This is a genomic window from Roseiarcus sp., from assembly GCF_049514155.1.
Taxonomy (GTDB): Bacteria; Pseudomonadota; Alphaproteobacteria; order Rhizobiales; family Beijerinckiaceae; genus Roseiarcus.
Genome location: NZ_JBEKVH010000032.1, coordinates 1 through 17001 on the forward strand (window position 1 = coordinate 1; position 17001 = coordinate 17001).

Below are 17001 nucleotides of genomic sequence, written 5' to 3' on the forward strand. Positions count from 1 at the left end.
CAGACGAACAAAAGCAAGACATCATATCGTGGGCGCAAAAGGCGAAAGCGGTTGGGTTGCTCTCGAATATCGATTCACTAGAACACAAGCTCTATCACATGTGGCATGGCAATATTGCGAATCGAAACTACATCGGACGCTTTGACATACCCGCGCGTCATGGCTTCGATCCAGCGAAAGATATTGAAATTGCCAACAATGGGACGTGGAGATGGGCCAATCCGCAGAGCGAGCTTGCCCGAGATGTTGAGACATATTTTTTCTCCCGGCGCGAGGACGGAAGTGAGTAAGACGCTTCGCGACTTCGCAACGCCGAGAGCCAGTGTATCGACATAAACAAGATCGCTATTCCAATGAGCGCGTTGCCAGCAGAAATCATTTTCCAGCAACTGGCGCAAGCTTTTGCGAGGAGCCAGGATTTTTCGCGTCATGAGGTTCTCGGACGCCAGATCGCCTTGCTGGAGCGTCTGGTGCGCCACGCCGATGCGCACGTGCCTTTCTACCGCGACGGCAAGAGGCTCAAATCGTTGTTCCGCGCTGACGGATCTTTCGACATCACCGGCTGGAACGACGTTCCGATCCTCACCCGCAACGAGGCAAAGGCGCACGAGGGGGAGTTGCAGTCGGACAGCATTCCCACAGACATGGGCGGCCTGGAAACAAGCTCGACGTCAGGTTCAACCGGTACGCCGCTCAAATTCAGGCGGACTTTTGTGCAACGCGTGGCCTCGGAAGTTCTGCTCAACCGAGCGCTACGCTGGCGCCGACTGTGGCCGGTTCAGCGGTTCGCCACCTCCATCTATACAGGGGTAGCCAGCGCCCCAGCGCCCGGTATGCTGAATGTGCCGGCTGGGCTCGACTTTGCCCAACAGATCGAACTGCTTCGGCAAAACCAGACGACCCATGCCATAGCGGCGCCGAGCATCGCCGCGGCGTGGGCCGATGCGGCAACCGAGCAGGACCTGCCGGATCTGATCGCAGTCATAGCTACCGGCGAAGTTCTGCGCCCGGAAACGCGGACAAAAATCGAGCGGAAGCTCAAAGTGAAAGTCGTCAATCTTTATTCGACCAGCGAACTCGGTCCCATCGCGTCCGAGGGGCCGGATGGACGTCTGCGCATTAGTGAGGAAACCTTGTTTCTGGAAGGACCCTCGGCGACCACTGACCCGAAGGTCCCGACCTGCGTCGTCGTCACGCCATTTTACGCCTTTGGCACGCCGCTGATTCGCTATGCGCCTGGCGACTATGTCCGCTTCTCAAAAGCGAACATCAAGAACGCCCCGGGCTTGCGCAGGCTTGAAGACGTCATTGGCCGTCAACGCAATCTGCTTCGCCAGCCGGACGGCAGCCTTTTCATTCCAAGGCACTTTCTCGCCCGGGTTTTGGAGACGATCCTCGATTACCGCGAATGGCAGCTGGTCCAGACCAGCCTCATGGATATCATGCTGAGGATCGTCGTTCCGCATCCGCCAAGTTCGCAGCAATGGGGAGCGTTGCAAGAATACGTGAAAAACAGCCTGCCGAATCACAACACGAGCGTCGTCATCGTCGATCGCATTGAGAACAACATCAGCAGCGGTAAGGCCTATGATATGTTTCTCTCGCTGATCGATGCGAGTCAGTGATTGCCTTTCAGGGAAGCAATTTATCAGCCCTTGATTTCGACGGGTCGATTCTTGGTCGCCTGTGTACGTCAAACTGCAGGAACGTCACGCCTTACACCGTAAGCGGGACGCGCGCTCCCTATTGATCTAGTCGACGCTGTGCTAGAACCGATAGCTCAATCCGGCTTGTGCGAGCGTTTCGCCAAATCCGGCGTTAAAATTTATAACATTACCATCATAACCCAAGTAATTTCCTTTGCCGAAATTCGCATAACGTAACTCGGCGCTGGCGCTCCAGTGCATATCGAAAGCATACTCAGCGCCCAGCCCTAGGGTCCATCCGTAGAGGGTCTTTGTCTGCGATCTCGACGCGTAATCGCCAAAGGTGTCACTAACTGTGTTCGTTTCGTGGTCGTTGGCGATCGCTAGACCGCCGGTGCCGTAGACAAGCAGGCGGTCGAAAGCAACGCCGGCCCGCGCGCGCAACGAACTCTGCCACGTATTCTGCATGGAAAGCGTGCTAAAGCCTGTCCCCTCGACCAAAGGGTAGGTACTCGATTTCTTGCCCTGAATGTCGCTGGCCTCGATATCCGCCACGACACCGATCACCAACGAATTGATCTGCTGGTCGTAGCCGATGTGAGCGCCGCCGATCGGTCCGGAAACATTGAAACTATCAAGCGGGATGTCCGTAAAGGCGCTGAAATTGTCGCTTTCCTGGCCCCAACCGAAGCCCCCCTGCACGCCGATATAGAAACCGGTCCAGGAGAAAGGCGCCGGGGTCGGAGCAGGGGGCGGCCCCTTGTGGGTGGGAAGGTCAGACGCGAACGCCGCGCCGGCGGAAAGCGCCAACACCGCTGCGGAGGTCAATAATTGCTTGCGCATCGTGACGGCCCCCAGTTTTTCTGAGTCTTGACTAAGTCGAATGTCACAGGTGGTCAAGGCTAGCGAGCCACACGTTCGGTCAGGTCGCAGAGTCGCTTGCCGCCGCCTCTACGTCACTCAGTGAAACTCGTGAATTGCTTGACTTATTTGTTGTTTCGACTCGCTGCGCATCGTTGGCTGACGGACCGCGACTCCGGCAATCTATTGAATGTCTTTGCTTTAATTCGAGAGTAGGGCCAATGAGGCCGTTCCGGCGAGGTCGGCAATTGTTCTGGTGAGCAGAATTAAATGCGTCGAAATATTACAATATTCAGAAAGAGCGCCACGCAGCCGCGGGCGCCGAAGGTCGGATTCTTCCAACGTTCCGACCGATGGAAACGCCGGATCGCCATCTTCTAACATTGCGAAACGCCAATCTTTTTGGCCGCGCGATAAAAAGATCACCTCCATCCAATTGTGAGAAAAGTCGTCGCGGCGTTGCGCCGCATTCTCGGCGCCGTCGCTCGCCATAGTCCTCGCGGCGGGGCGACCGATCGAGCGGGCGGATATGACGACGTCGAACCCTGAGGCGCGCTACGACGCGACGCTGCGAATCCTGCATTGGGCGATGGCGGCGATCATCCTTGTCGCCATCGCGCTCGGCGTCGTTGCGGCGTTCCTGCCTCGGGGCGTCTCGCCGCGCGTCGAGATTTTGACGATCCACAAGTCGCTCGGCATGACGGCGCTGGTCCTTATCGTCCTGCGCGTCGCCTGGCGCCTTTCCGTCGGCGCGCCGCCCTATTCGGCCTCGCTCGGCCTCTTGAGCCGGATCGGCGCTCACGCGACGCACATCGCGCTCTACGCGCTGATGATCGCCATGCCGGTGAGCGGCTATATCGACTCGGTCGCCGGCGGCCATCCGGCGCCGTGGTTCGGCCTGTTCGACTGGCCGGGGCTGGTCGCGCGCAACGACGCGCTCGCCCACGCGGCCGGCTTCGCCCATCACTGGCTCGCCTGGACGATCGGCGCGGCGCTGGCGTTGCACTTCGCCGCCGTGGCCTGGCATGCCTGGGTGAAGCGCGACGAGATATTCTCGCGCATGGGACTGGCGCGCGCCCGCGGCGCTAACGGTTAATTGGCGTTTTTCAAGCCGTCTGGTTTCGCGGTGCGGCGTCGCTGTGATAGATATGCCCGCCCCAATTGGCGGCGCTCGAGGAGGCTCGCTATGGCGCAACGATCGACGGCTCGGGTGATCGGCCTCGGCGACAACGATCCGCTGTTCGCCCGCATTCGCGTCGAAGCGGAGGAAGCCGCGCGCAACGATCCGGTGCTGGCGGCGTTTCTGACCCGTGCGGTGCTCAATCACGAGACGCTGGAGAGCGCGGTCATCGACCGCGTCGCCGATCGGCTCCACCATCCCGATGCGTCGAGCGCCTTGATCCGCCAGGTCTACGAGGACGTCGCGGCGCGCGACCCGGCGATCGGCGCGGCGTTTCGCGCCGACATCATCGCCGTCGCCGATCGCGACCCCGCCTGCCTGCGGATGATGGAGCCGCTGCTCTATTTCAAGGGCTTCCACGCGCTCGAGACCTATCGGCTGGCGCACGCGATGCTGCGCGCCGGCCGGCGCGACTTCGCGCTTTACCTGCAGAGCCGCGCCTCGACCGTGTGCGGCGTCGACATCAATCCCGCCGCAAGGATCGGCAAGGGCATTTTCCTCGACCACGCCACCGGTCTGGTCGTCGGCGAGACGACGGTCATCGAAGACGATGTTTCGATCCTGCAGGGCGTCACGCTCGGCGGCACCGGCAAGGAGACCGGCGATCGCCATCCCAAGATCCGCCACGGCGTGCTGATCGGCGCCGGGGCGAAGATCCTCGGCAACATCGAAGTCGGCTATTGCGCGCGCGTCGCGGCGGGGTCGGTGGTGCTGTCGCCGGTGCCGCACAACAAGACGGTCGCCGGCGTCCCGGCGCGCATCGTCGGCGAGGCGGGTTGCGCCGAACCGGCGCGCGACATGAACCAGATTCTCGCCGAGAAACTCATCGAACCGTGAGGCGGCGGCGAAAGCTTGCCGCCGCCGGCCATTCGTGGCAAAGCCACGCCCGGCCGCGGGGGCGGGGGCGAGAATGACCAAAGACGAGATCCTCAAGCTGCGGGCGCATTTGCGCCGATCGTTCGGTTCGCCGGCGCTGACGGTGACGCCGAACGCGCGCGAGCGCGAGGCCGCCGACGTGACGATCGGCGAGCGCAAGATCGGCAAGATCATCCTCGACGATGAGGACGGCGATCGCTCGTTCTCTTTCGCGATGCCGATCCCGGTCGACCGCGCGACGTTGCAGGAGTACCTGCGCAAGCTGTTCGAAAACGACAAGCTCAAGATCGTTTCGCGGATGAAGAAGATCGACTCGGTCGAACTCAACAACGGCGACGACTTCCTCGGCGTCGTTTCCGCCGACGACAAAGCCGGCAGCGCTTTCACCCTGCAGATGGCGATCCTCGATTTCGATCTCGAGGATCTCTAGGACGTGACGCTTTCAAGTCGAATCATCTGGGTCGTCATCGCGAGCGACAGCGAAGCGATCCAGGCTAAGGGCAGCCGCAATCCCTAGCCTGGATCGCTTCGCTTTGCTCGCGATGACGATCGGAATTGCGCCGATCTAAAGACAACTTGCTCTGAGCGTCGGTTGAGGCGCTTACGCCGAATCGGGCCCGGCGATCGTTTCCAGCACCGCCGCCGCCGCGTGGGCGCTGGGCGCGCGACTATCGGCCAGGCGCATGCGCGCGTCGAGCGTCGCGAGCGCCGCGAGCTGGGCTGAGCGGGCGGGGCCGTCGGAGACGAGCGCGGCGAGCGCCGTCGCCAGCGCCTGCGGTTGGCAGTCGCGTTGCAGGAATTCGGGGATCGCCGCCTCGCCGAGCGCGAGGTTGGGAAGCAGCACCGAGAACGGCAGCGTGACCAGCGGACGCAACAGAGCCTCGACGCCGGAGACCTTGTAGGCGCCGACCAGCGGCACGCCGGCGAGCGCGAGCTCGAGCGTGACGGTGCCCGAGGCGGCGAGCGCCGCGCGCGCGCTGCGGAAGGCGGCGAACTTCTCGCTCTCGCCGACGACGATTCGCGGCGGGCGCGGCCAAAGCGCGGCGCGCGCGCGCACGTCGCCCTCGACGTGCGGCAGGGTTGGCAGAACGACCTCGAACGGGCCCGCCTCCTGCTCGGCGGCGGCGACCGCCGCGCCGAAATCGGCCATCAGGCGCGCGATCACGGATCGGCGCGAGCCGGGCAGGGCGAGGACGAGCGGCGGCTTCGCGGCGCGCCTCAGCGCCTCCTCGGCGCTTGGCCGCAGCTCGGCGAGCCGCTCGACCAGAGGATGGCCGACATAGACGCAGCGCGGTCCGCCGAGCCGCGCGTGCGCTTCCGGCTCGAACGGCAGCAGCGCCAGCACGCAATCGACATAGGCGCGCATCGCCCGCGCCCGGCCCGGCCGCCAGGCCCAGACCGACGGGCTGACGTAGTCGATCACCGGCAGACCCGGCAGCGCGCGGCGGACGCGGCGCGCGACGCGGTGGGTGAAGTCGGGGCTGTCGATGATGACGAGCGCGTCGGGGCGCGCTGCGACGATCCCCGCCGCGGCGCGACGGATGCGGTCAACGAGCGTCGGCAGGCGCTTGACGACCGGCAGCACCCCCATCACCGCGACGTCGGCGAGCGGAAACAGGCTGTTCAGCCCCTCGGCGGCCATCGCCTCGCCGCCGACGCCGAGAAATTCGATTTCGCCTGCCGTCTGCTCTCTGAGCGCCCGCATCAGCTTGAAGCCGAGCTGGTCGCCGGATGGCTCGCCGGCGACGAGGGCGACGCGCAGGCGACGCGATCGGGCGCTCATGGCGCGTAGCCGGCGACGAACAGGCCGGAAGCGTCGGCGGCGCGCGCGACCGCCTCGCGCTCGGCGATCAGGACGGCGCCGGCGGCGACCGCGACGCCCTGCAAACGCGCCTTGGCGGCGGCGGCGACGGTTTCCGGACCGATGGCCGGCATGTCGAGGCGCAAGTCCTGACCGCGCTTGGGCGCCTTGACGAACACCCCGGCCGGTCCGGAAAGGCGCAAGCGGCGCGCGTCGCGCAGCGCGGCGACGCGCGCCAGCATCGCGTCGGTCCCCTCGGCCGCCTCGACCGCGACGACGCGGCCTTTCGCAATCACCACCCCTTGGCCGGCGTCGAACGGCGACAGCGCGGCGATCAGCGCCGCGCCCATGCTTATGTCGGCCTCGGCTTGCGGCGTCGGGGCGCGCGCGCCGATCGGGCCGAGCGGCGCGAGCAGGCGCGGCGCGATCTCATGGGCGCCGACGACGTTGAGTCCTTCACGCTCGAAGATCGCGGCGATTCCGGCGAGCAGGTGGTTGTCGCCGCCGCGAAACGCCAGCGCGAGTTCGGGCAGGCGTTTGATCGCGCCCCAATCGAGGCGCAGGTCGCCGAGCTCCGGCCGGGTCAGGCCGCCGATCAGCGCGACGTCGGCGACGCCCCGGTCGCTGAGGGTCGAGAACAGCTTGCCGAGTTGGCCGATGCGCAGCCAGACGTGGGCGAAGGCCTCGATCGCCGGGTCCGCGGCGCCGCTTATGCCGACCAGGAACGGCGTGCGGCCGGCGGCGGCGGCGGCGCGAGCGACCTCGATCGGGAATTTCCCGCCGCCGCAGACGATGGCGAGCGGGCGCGTCTCGCCCGGCTCGCTCAAGCCTCGTCTTCCCGCCCGGCGCGCGGCGTGCAGATCGCCCGCTCGCCGCCCTCGCGCAAGAAGACGACGACCTGCTGCACCGCCGGCTGGTCGGGGAAGGCGGCGGCGACCTCCTCGACGCGCTCCTTGAGCGTGCCGGCGGCGGAAAACAGCGTCTTGTAGGCGCGGCGCAGCTCGTGCACCGCCTCGTGCGAGAAGCCGCGCCGCTTGAGCCCGACGACGTTGAGGCCGGCGAGCGAGGCGCGATTGCCGATGGCGATGCCGAACGGGATGATGTCGTTCTCGACCCCGCTCAAGCCGCCGACGAACGCGTGCGCGCCGACCCGGGTGAACTGGTGGGTCGCCGAACCGCCGCTGAGGATCGCGAAGTCGCCGATCTGGCAATGACCGGCGATCATCACGTTGTTGGAGAGGATGACGTCGTCGCCAATGCGGCAGTCGTGCGCGACATGAGCGTTGGCGAGCAGAACGCAACGGGCGCCGACGATCGTGCGCCCGCCGCCGCCGGCGGTGCCGGGGTTCACCGTCACGCCTTCGCGGATCAGGCAATCCTCGCCGATCGTCAGACTGGTGCGCTCGCCGCGATATTTGAGGTCTTGCGGCTGGTGGCCGATCGAGGCGAAAGGGAAGACGCGGCCGCGCGCGCCGATCTCGGTGACGCCGGCGACGACTACATGCGAGATCAACTCGACGCCGTCGCCGAGCCGCGCCTCCGGGCCGACATGGCAGAACGGGCCGATATGGACGCCCGCTCCGAGCTCGGCCCCCGGTTCGACGCAGGCGCTGGGATGGATGAAAGTCTTGGCCGGAGAAACTTCGACGACAGCGCTCATTCCGTCACCACCATCGCGGAAACCGTCGCCTCGCAGACGAGGACGCCGTCGACCATCGCCTCGCCGCGGTACCACCAGATGTTGCGGCGGTGGGCGATGCGGGTCATTTGGTAACGCACCTGGTCGCCGGGCGTGACCGGCTTGCGGAACTTCGCCTTGTCGACCGTCATCAGGTAGACGACGCTCGGCTTGGCGCCGACCGATTGGCTGGCGACGCAAAGGGCGCCGGCGGTCTGCGCCATGCCCTCGATCAGCAGCACGCCGGGCATGACCGGCTTGCCGGGGAAGTGGCCCTGGAACTGCGGCTCGTTGTAAGTGACGTTCTTGACGCCGACGCAATATTCGTCGCCGCGCGCTTCGACGATGCGGTCGACCAGCAACAACGGATAGCGATGGGGCAGGCATTCGAGAAGTCGCTGGATGTCGTAGTTCTCGATCGTCCGCCCCCTCGATTCCTCGTCCATTTCGCCCTCCTCGCGCGCAGGGAGGGGCCATGCCCCGTCCTCGGGCCGCCGTCAAGCCTCGCCGGGCCGGTCCCGGCCGAGGGCGGCGAAGCGACCCGCATGAGGCCGACGCCTTAGACGGCGTTCACTCTGCGCTTGGCTCCCGGCCGCCGGTCGTCAGCCGGCGCAGGATCGCCCCCTGGCGGAGAAACTCGCGCTGCGGGACGGCCGGGGATCCGCCCCATTTCGTCCCCGCCGGCACGTCTTTCATCACCCCGGACTGGGCGGCGATCTGGGCGCCGGGGCCGATGGTCAGATGGCCGGTCAGGCCCGCCTGGCCGCCGAGGGCGGCAAAATCGCCGACCACGGTCGAACCTGAAACGCCGCATTGCGCCACCAGCACGCAATGGCGGCCGATGACGACGTTGTGGGCGATCTGCACCAGATTGTCGATCTTGGTCCCTTCGCCGATGATCGTGTCGCGGTTGGCGCCGCGATCGATCGTCGTCCCGGCGCCGATCTCGACGTCGTCCTGGATGATGACGCGACCGACCTGCGGCACCTTGAGGTGCCCGTGCGGCCCGAGCGCGAAGCCGAAGCCGTCCTGGCCGATATGGACGCCGGGATGGATGACGACGCGGTCGCCGACCAGCGCGCAGGCGACTGTCGCCTGGGCGCCGACGACGGAGTCGCGGCCGATGCGCACGCCGGGGCCGACGACCGCATTGGGGCCGATCAGCGCGCCGGCGCCGATCTCCGCCCCGGGGCCGATCACCGCGCCGGGGTCGACGACGACGCCAGGCTCCAGCCGCGCCGCCGAATGGACGAAGGCGGCGGGCGAAACGCCGGTTTCGCCGAACGCCGAACGCGGCCTGGCCGCCTGCGGATAGAGGCGCGCCATCGTCTCGGCCATCGCCCGATAGGGCTGCGGCGTGACGAGCAGGGCGCAATCCTTCGGCGCCTTGGCGGCGTAATGCGGCGCAACGATCGCCGCGCCGGCGCGGGTCGAGCGGAAGGCGTCGAGGTAGCGCGGATTGTCGAGGAAGGTCAGGTCGTCTACGCCCGCTTCGTCGAGCGGCGCGACGTCGCGGACGATCCGGTCGGGATCGGCGCCGTCGCCGAGCTTCGCGCCGGTCCATTGCGCGATCTCGCCGAGCGTCGGCGCGGCGGCGAGCGGAAAAAAGCTGATCTTCGCCACGGTCCTGTCGTTTCCGTCTGGAGCGCCTTCAGCCTGCGGACAGGCCGCCATTGCATGTTGAGACCGCTCTCGTGGGCGATTCCGCTGAATGAAATTGATTCCGCAACGCTTTTATCTCCTGCCTTCGTCATGGCCGGGCTTGACCCGGCCATCCAAGCTCTCAGCTCTTCCCTGAGCCTCCCGTCGGACGCTGCGTGTTGGATGGCCGGGTCAAGCCCGGCCATGACGCGCCATACTGGTTTGTTTCTTCTTAGCCAAGCGAAGCAATCACAGCATCGGGTGGCCGCTGGATTGCCTCGTCGCCCACGCTCCTCGCAATGAAGAATCGCCTCGTCGACGAAAAAGCGCGCCAGGAGCCCTGGCGCGCTTGTGTTTGGTCCCTCGCGCCGCGCGGTCAGAAGCTCGCGCCGCCGGTGAAGTTGAACGCCTGCAACTGGTCGTACTTGCTGTGGGTGATGGCGTAGGCGTAGTCGAGGCGGATCGGCCCGAGCGGCGAGGCCCAGATGATGCTCGCGCCGACCGACGAACGGATGGTGCGGTCGTCGGCGACCTGCAAGCAGTTGCTCTGCGTGTACTGACCGGTCGTGTTCGTCGTGCTGCCAGGGTGTGGCCCGGTCAGATTCGAGTTCGTCGCCCAGCAGGCGGTCGACTCCGACAGTCCCCACAGCGAAGAATAGTTGGTCTGTCCTTGGAAGCCGAACTCGGTGCCGGCATCGGCGAAGAGCGCGCCCTTCAACCCCACTTCCTTCGGCAGGCCGAAGATCGGGAATTGGATTTCCGCCGAGCCGCCGAAATAGGTGGTGCCGCCGAGACCGTTGCCGGCGAGGTTTGATAGATCGCTGATGTCGCGCGGGCCCATGCCGCCCGGCGCGAAGCCGCGCACCAGCGTCGGCCCGACGTTGAAGTTGTCGGTCAGCGGCAGATAGCCGCCGCCGATCTGAGTTACCTGGCCGCCTTGCAGATGGACGACGCCGGTGAGATCGTCGGTGATCGGATAGAAGTACTTGCCGTCGAAGGTCTCGCGCAGGAAGTGCGACTGGCCGCCGAGGCCGGCGATGTCCTGATGGAGGTTGGCGTAGATGCCGCTCGACGGATTCTTGCGGTCGTCGATGCTGTCCCAAATCAGCGAATAGCCGAGGGCCGAGGTCAGGATCGCGCCTTGCGCCGCCGCCGCCTTGAACGCCACCGACGCTTCGCCGTTGGTCAAGCAATTGTCAGTCGAGGTTGGCTGTGTCGTCGACGTTCCTGAAGTGGACGTCGGATTGGATCCCGGGTTCCAGTTGATCGGCCCCAAGCCGGCCGGGTCGCCCGCCGGGCAGTCCTCGTATTGCGACGGAATCTTGATCTGCGACTGATAGATCGAATAGTTCGGCTGGACCGTGAATTCGTTGGTGATCGGCACGCCGAGCCGCAGGTTGGCGCCGGTCGTCCAGTTGTAATAGGTCGCCCAGGTGTTGGGGTTCTGTTCCTTGTGGTACAGGTCGAACCCCGCGGCGAGGCGCTGGTCGAGGAAATAGGGCTCGGTGAACGACGCGCCCCATCCGCGGCTGTACTGGCCTTCCGACGCGCTCAGCTTCACGTATTGGCCGCGGCCGAGGAAGTTGGTCTCGGTGAATGCGACTTCGGCGAGGAAGCCGGCGGTGGTCGAATAGCCGCCGCTGAGGCTGACCGAGCCGGTCGGCTGATCCTCGACCTCGACGGTGACGATGACCCGATCCGGGGTCGAGCCCGGCCGCGTCGAGATGTGCACCTTCTTGAAAAAGCCGAGCCGGTTGAGGCGGCGCTCGCCCTGTTCGACCATCGCGTGGTTGTAGGGGTCGCCTTCGCCGATGTCGAACTCGCGGCGGATCACGTAGTCGCGGGTGCGGGTGTTGCCGACGACTTCGATGCGCTCGATATAGACCTTCGGGCCGTCGTCGACGGTGAAGGCGACGGCGATCTGGTGGGTCGCCTCGTCGCGCTGGCCGTGCGGCCGCACGTCGGAGAAGGCGTAGCCCTGCCGCGCCAGCTCGCGGGTGATGGAATTGACCGTCGCGTCGACTGCGGTGGCGTTGTAGACGTCGCCGGCGCGCAGCTTGACGAACGGCTCGAGCGAGGCGCTGTCCACCTTCGCCAGGTGCGACGTCACCGTCACGCCGGAGACGTGGTACTGCGCGCCTTCGTCGACCGTGATGGTGATGACGTAGCCGGCGTCCGGATCGCCATGGTAGGCGACGTCGGTGTTGGCGATGCGGAAGTCGGCGTAGCCGTACTTCATGTAATATTTGCGGATCGCCTCTTCGTCCTGAGCGAGGCGGTCAGGGTCGTAGACGTCGCTGGTCTTGAACCACGACATGAAATTCATCGTGGTCGTCTGCATCAGCGAACCCAGGCGATAGTTCGACACGGCCTGGTTGCCGACGAACTTGATTTCGCGCACGCCGGTCTTGTCGCCCTCGTTGACCTTGAACACGACATCGACGCGGCCGTTGGGCAGTTGCACCAGCCGGTAGCTGACCTGCACTTCGGCGCGGCCGATCTTCTTGTAGGCGTCTTTGATGCGCTGGACGTCGGCGTCGGCCTTGGCGGCGTCGAAACCGGTGTGGCCCTTCTCCTGGACTTCGACCGAAAGCTGGTCGCTCTTGAGCGTGTTGTTGCCCTCGAAGGCGACGCGGTTGATGATCTGGCTGCTCTCGACGACCGAGACGAGCACCTGGCCGCCGACGATCTTGGCGCTGACCTTGCTGAACATGCCGGTCGCCGAAAGGTCGGCGACGGCGCGGTTGACGCTCGCCTGATCGATGCCGGTGAAATAGGACCGAATCGTCGCCGCGTCGGTGTGGGTCGAGCCTTCGATGACCACATTCTGCGACGTGACCTGAGCCGAAGCCGGGGCGGATTGCCACGCCGCCCCGCAAGCCAACGCCGCCGCGAATAGGAGCGCGCTCAAATACCTACGAAAAAATTGCATTTGGCTCTTCGTCCCCGTTTCCCGACCCGGGCCTAACGACCCCAGCCTTCAGCGCGGCCCCCCTTCTTAGGGGCTGCCGCGCGCCCAAGGTGTCGCGCCTTGCTTCGCGGCCGGCGCGCTCGCCCGCTGCCGGACGGACGAGTTCTTAATCCGCTTTTACCCGTTTTGACCGGCAGTGCAAACCCGATTTCGTCGCAGCCGGACCAATTCGCAGGACCGTGGCCGGAAGGCCACGATTCTTGGTCGATCAAGGGTTAATTGGGGCTGACGAGCCGCAGGATGTCGTGCGAGGTGGTGAAGATCACCAGAGCCGCGACGAAGGCGACGCCGATTCGGATGCCGATCTGCTGCATCCGGTCGCTCAAAGGTCGGCCGCGCGCCGCCTCGAAAGCGAAATAGAGCAGGTGGCCGCCGTCCAGCAGCGGCACCGGCAAGAGGTTCATCAGGCCGACCGAGACCGAAAACAGTCCCGCCAGGCTCAGCAATTGCCACAGGCTGACTTTCGCCATCTCGCCGGCGATCTGGCCGACGCCGATCGGCCCCGACATGTTGTCGGCGGTCTCGCGGCCGGCGATCAAGCCGCCGACATAGGCGCCGGTCGCCTCGACGATGAAGCCGACCTCCTGGGCGCCCCAGACGAGGCAGAGCGGCAGGGCGCAGCGATCGATTCTGACGTCGGCGGGGTTGCGGGTCGAAGCGAGGCCGAGTCGCCCCATCCGCCGCTTGCCGAGCGGACCCTGGTCGACGACGGCGATTTCCGGCGTGGCGGTAAGGCGCGCCTCGTCTCCCGCTCGTTCGACGACGAAGCTCATCGGCAGGCCGGTGCTGAGCAGGGTCGCCTGCTGCAAGTCCTCGAAGGTGGCGATCGGCCGACCGTTGACCGCCTTGACCAGATCGCCGACCTGGAAGCCGGCCAGCGCGGCGGGCGAGCCCGCTTCGACCGCGCCGATGCGCGGCGTCTGCTCGGCGCGGCCGAAGACGACGAACAGGGCGGCGAAGATCGCGACGGCAAGAAGGAAATTGGCGAACGGGCCCGCCGCCACGATCGCGGCGCGATTGGCGAGCGGCTGGCCGGCGAGGGTCGACGCGCGCTCCTGGGGCGTCATCGCCGCCACGCCGTCATGATCGGGCGCGCTCGCCGCGTTGGCGTCGCCGTGGAATTTGACGTAGCCGCCGACCGGAATGGCGGCCAGACGCCAGCGCGTGCCGTGTTTGTCAATTCTCGAGTAGAGTTCCGGGCCGAACCCCAAGGAGAACGCGTCTATCTTCACCCCGCACCACCGAGCGACCAAGTAATGGCCAAGCTCGTGGAAGAAAACGATCGCGGTCATCACAACGACGAACGGCAGGACATACCACCCGACCCACGCGCCGGCGGCTTGCAATTCCTGCACAAACGCCATTCCCAAATCTCCGAAAGCAGGGCGTCGTCGGGCGGCGCCTGTCCGTCGTGGTTACCAATTGGTTGACGACAATGACGGAAGCGGCGGCTCAGGCCAAGAGGGCCGCCGCCCTATCTCGCGCGATATGGTGAATCGCCAGCGCCTCGGCGACCGTCGCCGGCGCGGCGACCTCGCCCGCCGCGCGCATGGCCGCGAGCGTGCGCTCGACGAGCTGCGGGATCGTCCCGAAACCGATTCGCCCGTCGAGAAAGGCGGCGACCGCGACCTCGTTGGCGCCGTTGAGCGCGGTCGGGGCGCCGCCGCCATCGGCGAGCGCCGCCGTCGCCAGCGCCATGGCGGGGAACCGGGCGAGGTCGACCGGTTCGAAGGTCAACTTCGCCAGCAGAGCGAGATCGGGGGCGGCGACGCCGGAGGGAATCCGCTCCGGATAGCCGAGGCAATGGGCGATCGGGGTGCGCATGTCGGGCGAAGCGAGGCCGGCGATCAGCGAGCCGTCGGCGAAGGCGACGAGGCCGTGAACGATCGACTGCGGGTGGACGACGACCCCCAGGCGTTCGGCCGGCGTGTCGAACAGGTGATGGGCCTCGATCAGTTCGAGGCCCTTGTTCATCATCGTCGCCGAATCGATGGTGACTTTGGGGCCCATCGCCCAATTGGGATGGGCGAGCGCTTCGGCGCGCGTCGCCGCGGCGATCCGCTCGGCGCTCCACTGGCGGAACGGCCCGCCCGACGCGGTGATGGTCATGCGCACGATCGTCGCCAGGTCGCGGCCGCCGAGCGCCTGGAAGATGGCATTGTGTTCGGAATCCATCGGTAGCAGGCGCGCGCCCGTCTTGCGCGCCGCCGCCATCACCACGTCGCCGGCGCACACCAGCGTTTCTTTGTTGGCGAGCGCGACGGCGCGGCCGGCCGAGACCGCGGCGTAGGTCGGCGCCAGGCCGGCGGCGCCGACGATCGCCGAGACGACGAGATCGGCAGGCTTGAGCGCCGCCTCGACCACCGCCTCAGGGCCAGCGGCGGCTTCGATCGCGCTGCCGGCGAGGCCGGCCTTCAGCTCGGCGTAGCCGTCCGGGTCGGCGACGGCGGCGAAACGCGCGCCGAGGGCGCGGGCGGCGAGCGCAAGGGCGGCGCCGTCATGGCCGGCGGCGACCGCCGCGACGGCGAAACGGCCGGCCGATTCGCCGATCACTTGCGCGCAGGAACGGCCGATCGAGCCGGTCGCGCCGAGAATGACGAGCCGCTTGGCCTCGCGCGGCGCCGGCTGCGGCGCGGCGCGCGCCGCCGCTGCAGGAGGGAAAGGTCGCGTCACGCGGTCACCACTGAAACAGTCCGGCGGCGATCCACACGCCGTCGCTGCGCGCCCAGCCGACCAGCGCGGCGAAAACCGCCGCCGCGACAAACGCGTCGAGACGGTCGAGAACGCCGCCATGGCCGGGGATCAGGCGGCTCGAATCCTTGACGGTGAACCGCCGCTTCATCGCCGACTCGCCGAGGTCGCCGATCTGGCCGACGATCGCAGCGGCGACGCCGAGCCAGAACAGCTGCGCGAGGCGCACGCCGCCATGCATTGCGAGAAAGCCGACGACCGCGCCGGCCACCGCGCCCGCGAACGTTCCGACGATCGCGCCCGACCAGGTCTTGCCTGGCGAAACGCGCGGCCAAAGCCGCGGCCCGCCGATCAGCCGCCCGCCGAGGAAGGCGAAGGTGTCGGCGCCCCACACGACCGCAAACAGCCACAGAATTGCGGCGAAGCCGTAGGCGGGGCTCGCGTCCAGCAGGGTTGGCGCGGCGAGGATCGCGGCGGCGTAGAAAACGCCCGCTGCGGTCCAGACGGCGCGGCCGCTCCGTCCGGCGACGGCGCCGGCCGCGACCGCGCCGATCGCCATCGCCGCCACCGTCCAGGACTTGGCGCCGTGCAACGCCAGCGGCGCTGTGACGAGCAGCGTCAGCACGCCGACCGCGATCCGCGCCCAGAGGCGCTCGCCGCCGATGAGCCGCTGCCACTCCCACAGCGCCACCGCCCCGCCCACGAACCACAGCGCCATGAACCAGAAGCCGCCGATCCAGGCGGCGATGAGCGCCAAGGCGGCCAGCACGACGGCGGCGGCGGCGCGCACGCTCAGATCCGCGCCGATCAGCGGCGCGCGGGTTTGGCTCGCCGCTGGGGGCGCCGCCGCTCGGTCGACGGGATCGGTCATGGCGCCGCTCACGAAACCGATTTGACCGGCGCCGCCCCGCCGGCGCCGCCGAAGCGGCGCTCGCGGCCGGCGAATTGCGCCAGCGCCGATTCGAAGGCGGCGCGATCGAAGTCGGGCCAATGGATCGGCAGGAACACCAGCTCGGCGTAGGCGGCCTGCCACAGCAGGAAGTTCGACAGCCGCTGCTCGCCGGAGGTGCGGATGATGAGGTCGGGATCAGGAACGTCGGGCGCGCCGAGGCGCGAAGCGAACATGTCGATATCGATCCGCGCCGGATCGAGCCGACCCTGCGTCGCTTCGCGCGCCAGGCGGCGCGCCGCCTCGACGATCTCCTGCCGCGCCCCATAATTGAAGGCGACGATCAGGTTGAGGCCGTGGTTGGCGCGCGTCAGCGTCTCGGCTTCGTCGAGCAGCGCCGCGATGTCGGGCGCAAGTCCGACGCGCTGGCCGATGACGCGCACGCGAACGTCGTTGCCGTGCAGCTCGGCGAGGTCGTTGCGGATGTAGCGCTTGAGCAGCCCCATCAGCATCGCGACTTCTTCGGCCGGCCGGCTCCAGTTCTCGGACGAGAAGCTGTAGATCGTCAGGTAAGGGATGCCGAATTCGATCGCCGAACGCACCGCGCCGCGCACCGCCTCGACGCCGCGGCGGTGGCCTTCGAAGCGCGGCAACCCGCGCGCCTGCGCCCACCGTCCGTTGCCGTCCATGATGATGGCGACATGCTCGGGGGAGCGGCCGCTGGCGGTCGAGCGCGACGATTCGGTCGGGGATGTCGGCATGCGGCG

General features: G+C 66.9%; 17 protein-coding genes. 5 read left to right on the forward strand and 12 right to left on the reverse strand.

All coding sequences use genetic code 11. From position 1 onward, the window contains the following. Positions 1 to 290 (forward strand): hypothetical protein (locus ABSF49_RS07010; RefSeq protein WP_424111921.1); only part of this gene is annotated, 290 nt, incomplete at its 5' end. A gap of 63 nt (positions 291 to 353) precedes the next feature. After that, complete coding sequence (locus ABSF49_RS07015; RefSeq protein ID WP_424111922.1) at positions 354 to 1625, forward strand: hypothetical protein; 1272 nt, start codon at positions 354 to 356, stop codon at positions 1623 to 1625. A 141-nt stretch (positions 1626 to 1766) separates the two neighbouring features. Here ABSF49_RS07015 and ABSF49_RS07020 read toward each other — a convergent pair whose 3' ends face one another. Both ABSF49_RS07020 and ABSF49_RS07025 read right to left on the reverse strand, forming a co-directional pair. Then, positions 1767 to 2489 (reverse strand): outer membrane protein, encoded by a 723-nt coding sequence (locus ABSF49_RS07020; RefSeq protein WP_424111923.1) that lies wholly within the window; start codon positions 2487 to 2489, stop codon positions 1767 to 1769. A 219-nt stretch (positions 2490 to 2708) separates the two neighbouring features. Beyond that, positions 2709 to 2999, reverse strand: coding sequence for a hypothetical protein (locus ABSF49_RS07025; protein ID WP_424111924.1), 291 nt, complete (start codon positions 2997 to 2999; stop codon positions 2709 to 2711). 37 nt (positions 3000 to 3036) lie between these two features. On the opposite strand from ABSF49_RS07025, the gene ABSF49_RS07030 reads away from it, so the two are divergent. From ABSF49_RS07030 to ABSF49_RS07040, 3 genes are all read left to right on the forward strand, one after another. Next, positions 3037 to 3603 carry a cytochrome b gene (locus ABSF49_RS07030; protein ID WP_424111925.1) on the forward strand — a complete coding sequence of 189 codons (567 nt, stop codon included), beginning with the start codon at positions 3037 to 3039 and terminating at the stop codon, positions 3601 to 3603. Between the two features lie 90 nt (positions 3604 to 3693). Continuing rightward, positions 3694 to 4524 (forward strand): serine O-acetyltransferase, encoded by an 831-nt coding sequence (gene cysE, locus ABSF49_RS07035; protein WP_424111926.1) that lies wholly within the window; start codon positions 3694 to 3696, stop codon positions 4522 to 4524. 73 nt (positions 4525 to 4597) lie between these two features. Further along, a complete protein-coding gene (locus tag ABSF49_RS07040) occupies positions 4598 to 4993 on the forward strand; it encodes a DUF3126 family protein (protein ID WP_424111927.1) in 396 nt (131 codons plus the stop codon). Between the two features lie 171 nt (positions 4994 to 5164). Here the strand turns inward: ABSF49_RS07040 and lpxB are convergent, their stop codons facing one another. The 10 genes from lpxB to ABSF49_RS07090 all read right to left on the reverse strand — a co-directional run bounded on the left by lpxB (position 5165) and on the right by ABSF49_RS07090 (position 16995). Then, complete coding sequence (gene lpxB / locus ABSF49_RS07045) at positions 5165 to 6346, reverse strand: lipid-A-disaccharide synthase (RefSeq protein ID WP_424111928.1); 1182 nt, start codon at positions 6344 to 6346, stop codon at positions 5165 to 5167. Next, entirely contained in the window at positions 6343 to 7191 is an 849-nt protein-coding gene (locus ABSF49_RS07050) for an LpxI family protein (protein WP_424111929.1), read from the reverse strand. Before ABSF49_RS07050 ends, lpxB begins: the two co-directional genes overlap by 4 nt. Beyond that, positions 7188 to 8024, reverse strand: coding sequence for an acyl-ACP--UDP-N-acetylglucosamine O-acyltransferase (gene lpxA, locus ABSF49_RS07055; RefSeq protein ID WP_424111930.1), 837 nt, complete (start codon positions 8022 to 8024; stop codon positions 7188 to 7190). Before lpxA ends, ABSF49_RS07050 begins: the two co-directional genes overlap by 4 nt. Continuing rightward, complete coding sequence (fabZ, locus tag ABSF49_RS07060; protein WP_424111931.1) at positions 8021 to 8488, reverse strand: 3-hydroxyacyl-ACP dehydratase FabZ; 468 nt, start codon at positions 8486 to 8488, stop codon at positions 8021 to 8023. Before fabZ ends, lpxA begins: the two co-directional genes overlap by 4 nt. A gap of 124 nt (positions 8489 to 8612) precedes the next feature. Next, a complete protein-coding gene (gene lpxD / locus ABSF49_RS07065) occupies positions 8613 to 9665 on the reverse strand; it encodes a UDP-3-O-(3-hydroxymyristoyl)glucosamine N-acyltransferase (RefSeq protein WP_424111932.1) in 1053 nt (350 codons plus the stop codon). A gap of 394 nt (positions 9666 to 10059) precedes the next feature. Then, the gene (gene bamA, locus ABSF49_RS07070; RefSeq protein ID WP_424111933.1) at positions 10060 to 12615 is read right to left on the reverse strand and encodes an outer membrane protein assembly factor BamA; all 2556 of its coding nucleotides are present in this window, start codon (positions 12613 to 12615) and stop codon (positions 10060 to 10062) included. A gap of 254 nt (positions 12616 to 12869) precedes the next feature. Then, entirely contained in the window at positions 12870 to 14018 is a 1149-nt protein-coding gene (locus tag ABSF49_RS07075) for a M50 family metallopeptidase (RefSeq protein WP_424111934.1), read from the reverse strand. A gap of 88 nt (positions 14019 to 14106) precedes the next feature. After that, entirely contained in the window at positions 14107 to 15327 is a 1221-nt protein-coding gene (gene dxr, locus ABSF49_RS07080; protein ID WP_424111935.1) for a 1-deoxy-D-xylulose-5-phosphate reductoisomerase, read from the reverse strand. Between the two features lie 4 nt (positions 15328 to 15331). Further along, positions 15332 to 16216: a phosphatidate cytidylyltransferase gene (locus ABSF49_RS07085; RefSeq protein WP_424111936.1), complete on the reverse strand. Its 885-nt coding sequence runs from the start codon at positions 16214 to 16216 to the stop codon at positions 15332 to 15334. 8 nt (positions 16217 to 16224) lie between these two features. After that, complete coding sequence (locus ABSF49_RS07090) at positions 16225 to 16995, reverse strand: isoprenyl transferase (RefSeq protein WP_424111937.1); 771 nt, start codon at positions 16993 to 16995, stop codon at positions 16225 to 16227. Positions 16996 to 17001: the final 6 nt, after the last annotated feature.

Coding starts and splice junctions, on each gene's coding strand:
- ABSF49_RS07040 (WP_424111927.1), top strand. CDS start 4,598: ATGACCAAAGACGAGATCCTCAAGCTGCGGGCGCATTTGCGCCGATCG.
- cysE (WP_424111926.1), top strand. CDS start 3,694: ATGGCGCAACGATCGACGGCTCGGGTGATCGGCCTCGGCGACAACGAT.
- ABSF49_RS07030 (WP_424111925.1), top strand. CDS start 3,037: ATGACGACGTCGAACCCTGAGGCGCGCTACGACGCGACGCTGCGAATC.
- bamA (WP_424111933.1), bottom strand. CDS start 12,615: ATGCAATTTTTTCGTAGGTATTTGAGCGCGCTCCTATTCGCGGCGGCG.
- ABSF49_RS07085 (WP_424111936.1), bottom strand. CDS start 16,216: ATGACCGATCCCGTCGACCGAGCGGCGGCGCCCCCAGCGGCGAGCCAA.
- fabZ (WP_424111931.1), bottom strand. CDS start 8,488: ATGGACGAGGAATCGAGGGGGCGGACGATCGAGAACTACGACATCCAG.
- ABSF49_RS07025 (WP_424111924.1), bottom strand. CDS start 2,999: ATGGCGAGCGACGGCGCCGAGAATGCGGCGCAACGCCGCGACGACTTT.
- ABSF49_RS07075 (WP_424111934.1), bottom strand. CDS start 14,018: ATGGCGTTTGTGCAGGAATTGCAAGCCGCCGGCGCGTGGGTCGGGTGG.
- ABSF49_RS07090 (WP_424111937.1), bottom strand. CDS start 16,995: ATGCCGACATCCCCGACCGAATCGTCGCGCTCGACCGCCAGCGGCCGC.
- lpxB (WP_424111928.1), bottom strand. CDS start 6,346: ATGAGCGCCCGATCGCGTCGCCTGCGCGTCGCCCTCGTCGCCGGCGAG.
- ABSF49_RS07015 (WP_424111922.1), top strand. CDS start 354: ATGAGCGCGTTGCCAGCAGAAATCATTTTCCAGCAACTGGCGCAAGCT.
- ABSF49_RS07020 (WP_424111923.1), bottom strand. CDS start 2,489: ATGCGCAAGCAATTATTGACCTCCGCAGCGGTGTTGGCGCTTTCCGCC.
- lpxA (WP_424111930.1), bottom strand. CDS start 8,024: ATGAGCGCTGTCGTCGAAGTTTCTCCGGCCAAGACTTTCATCCATCCC.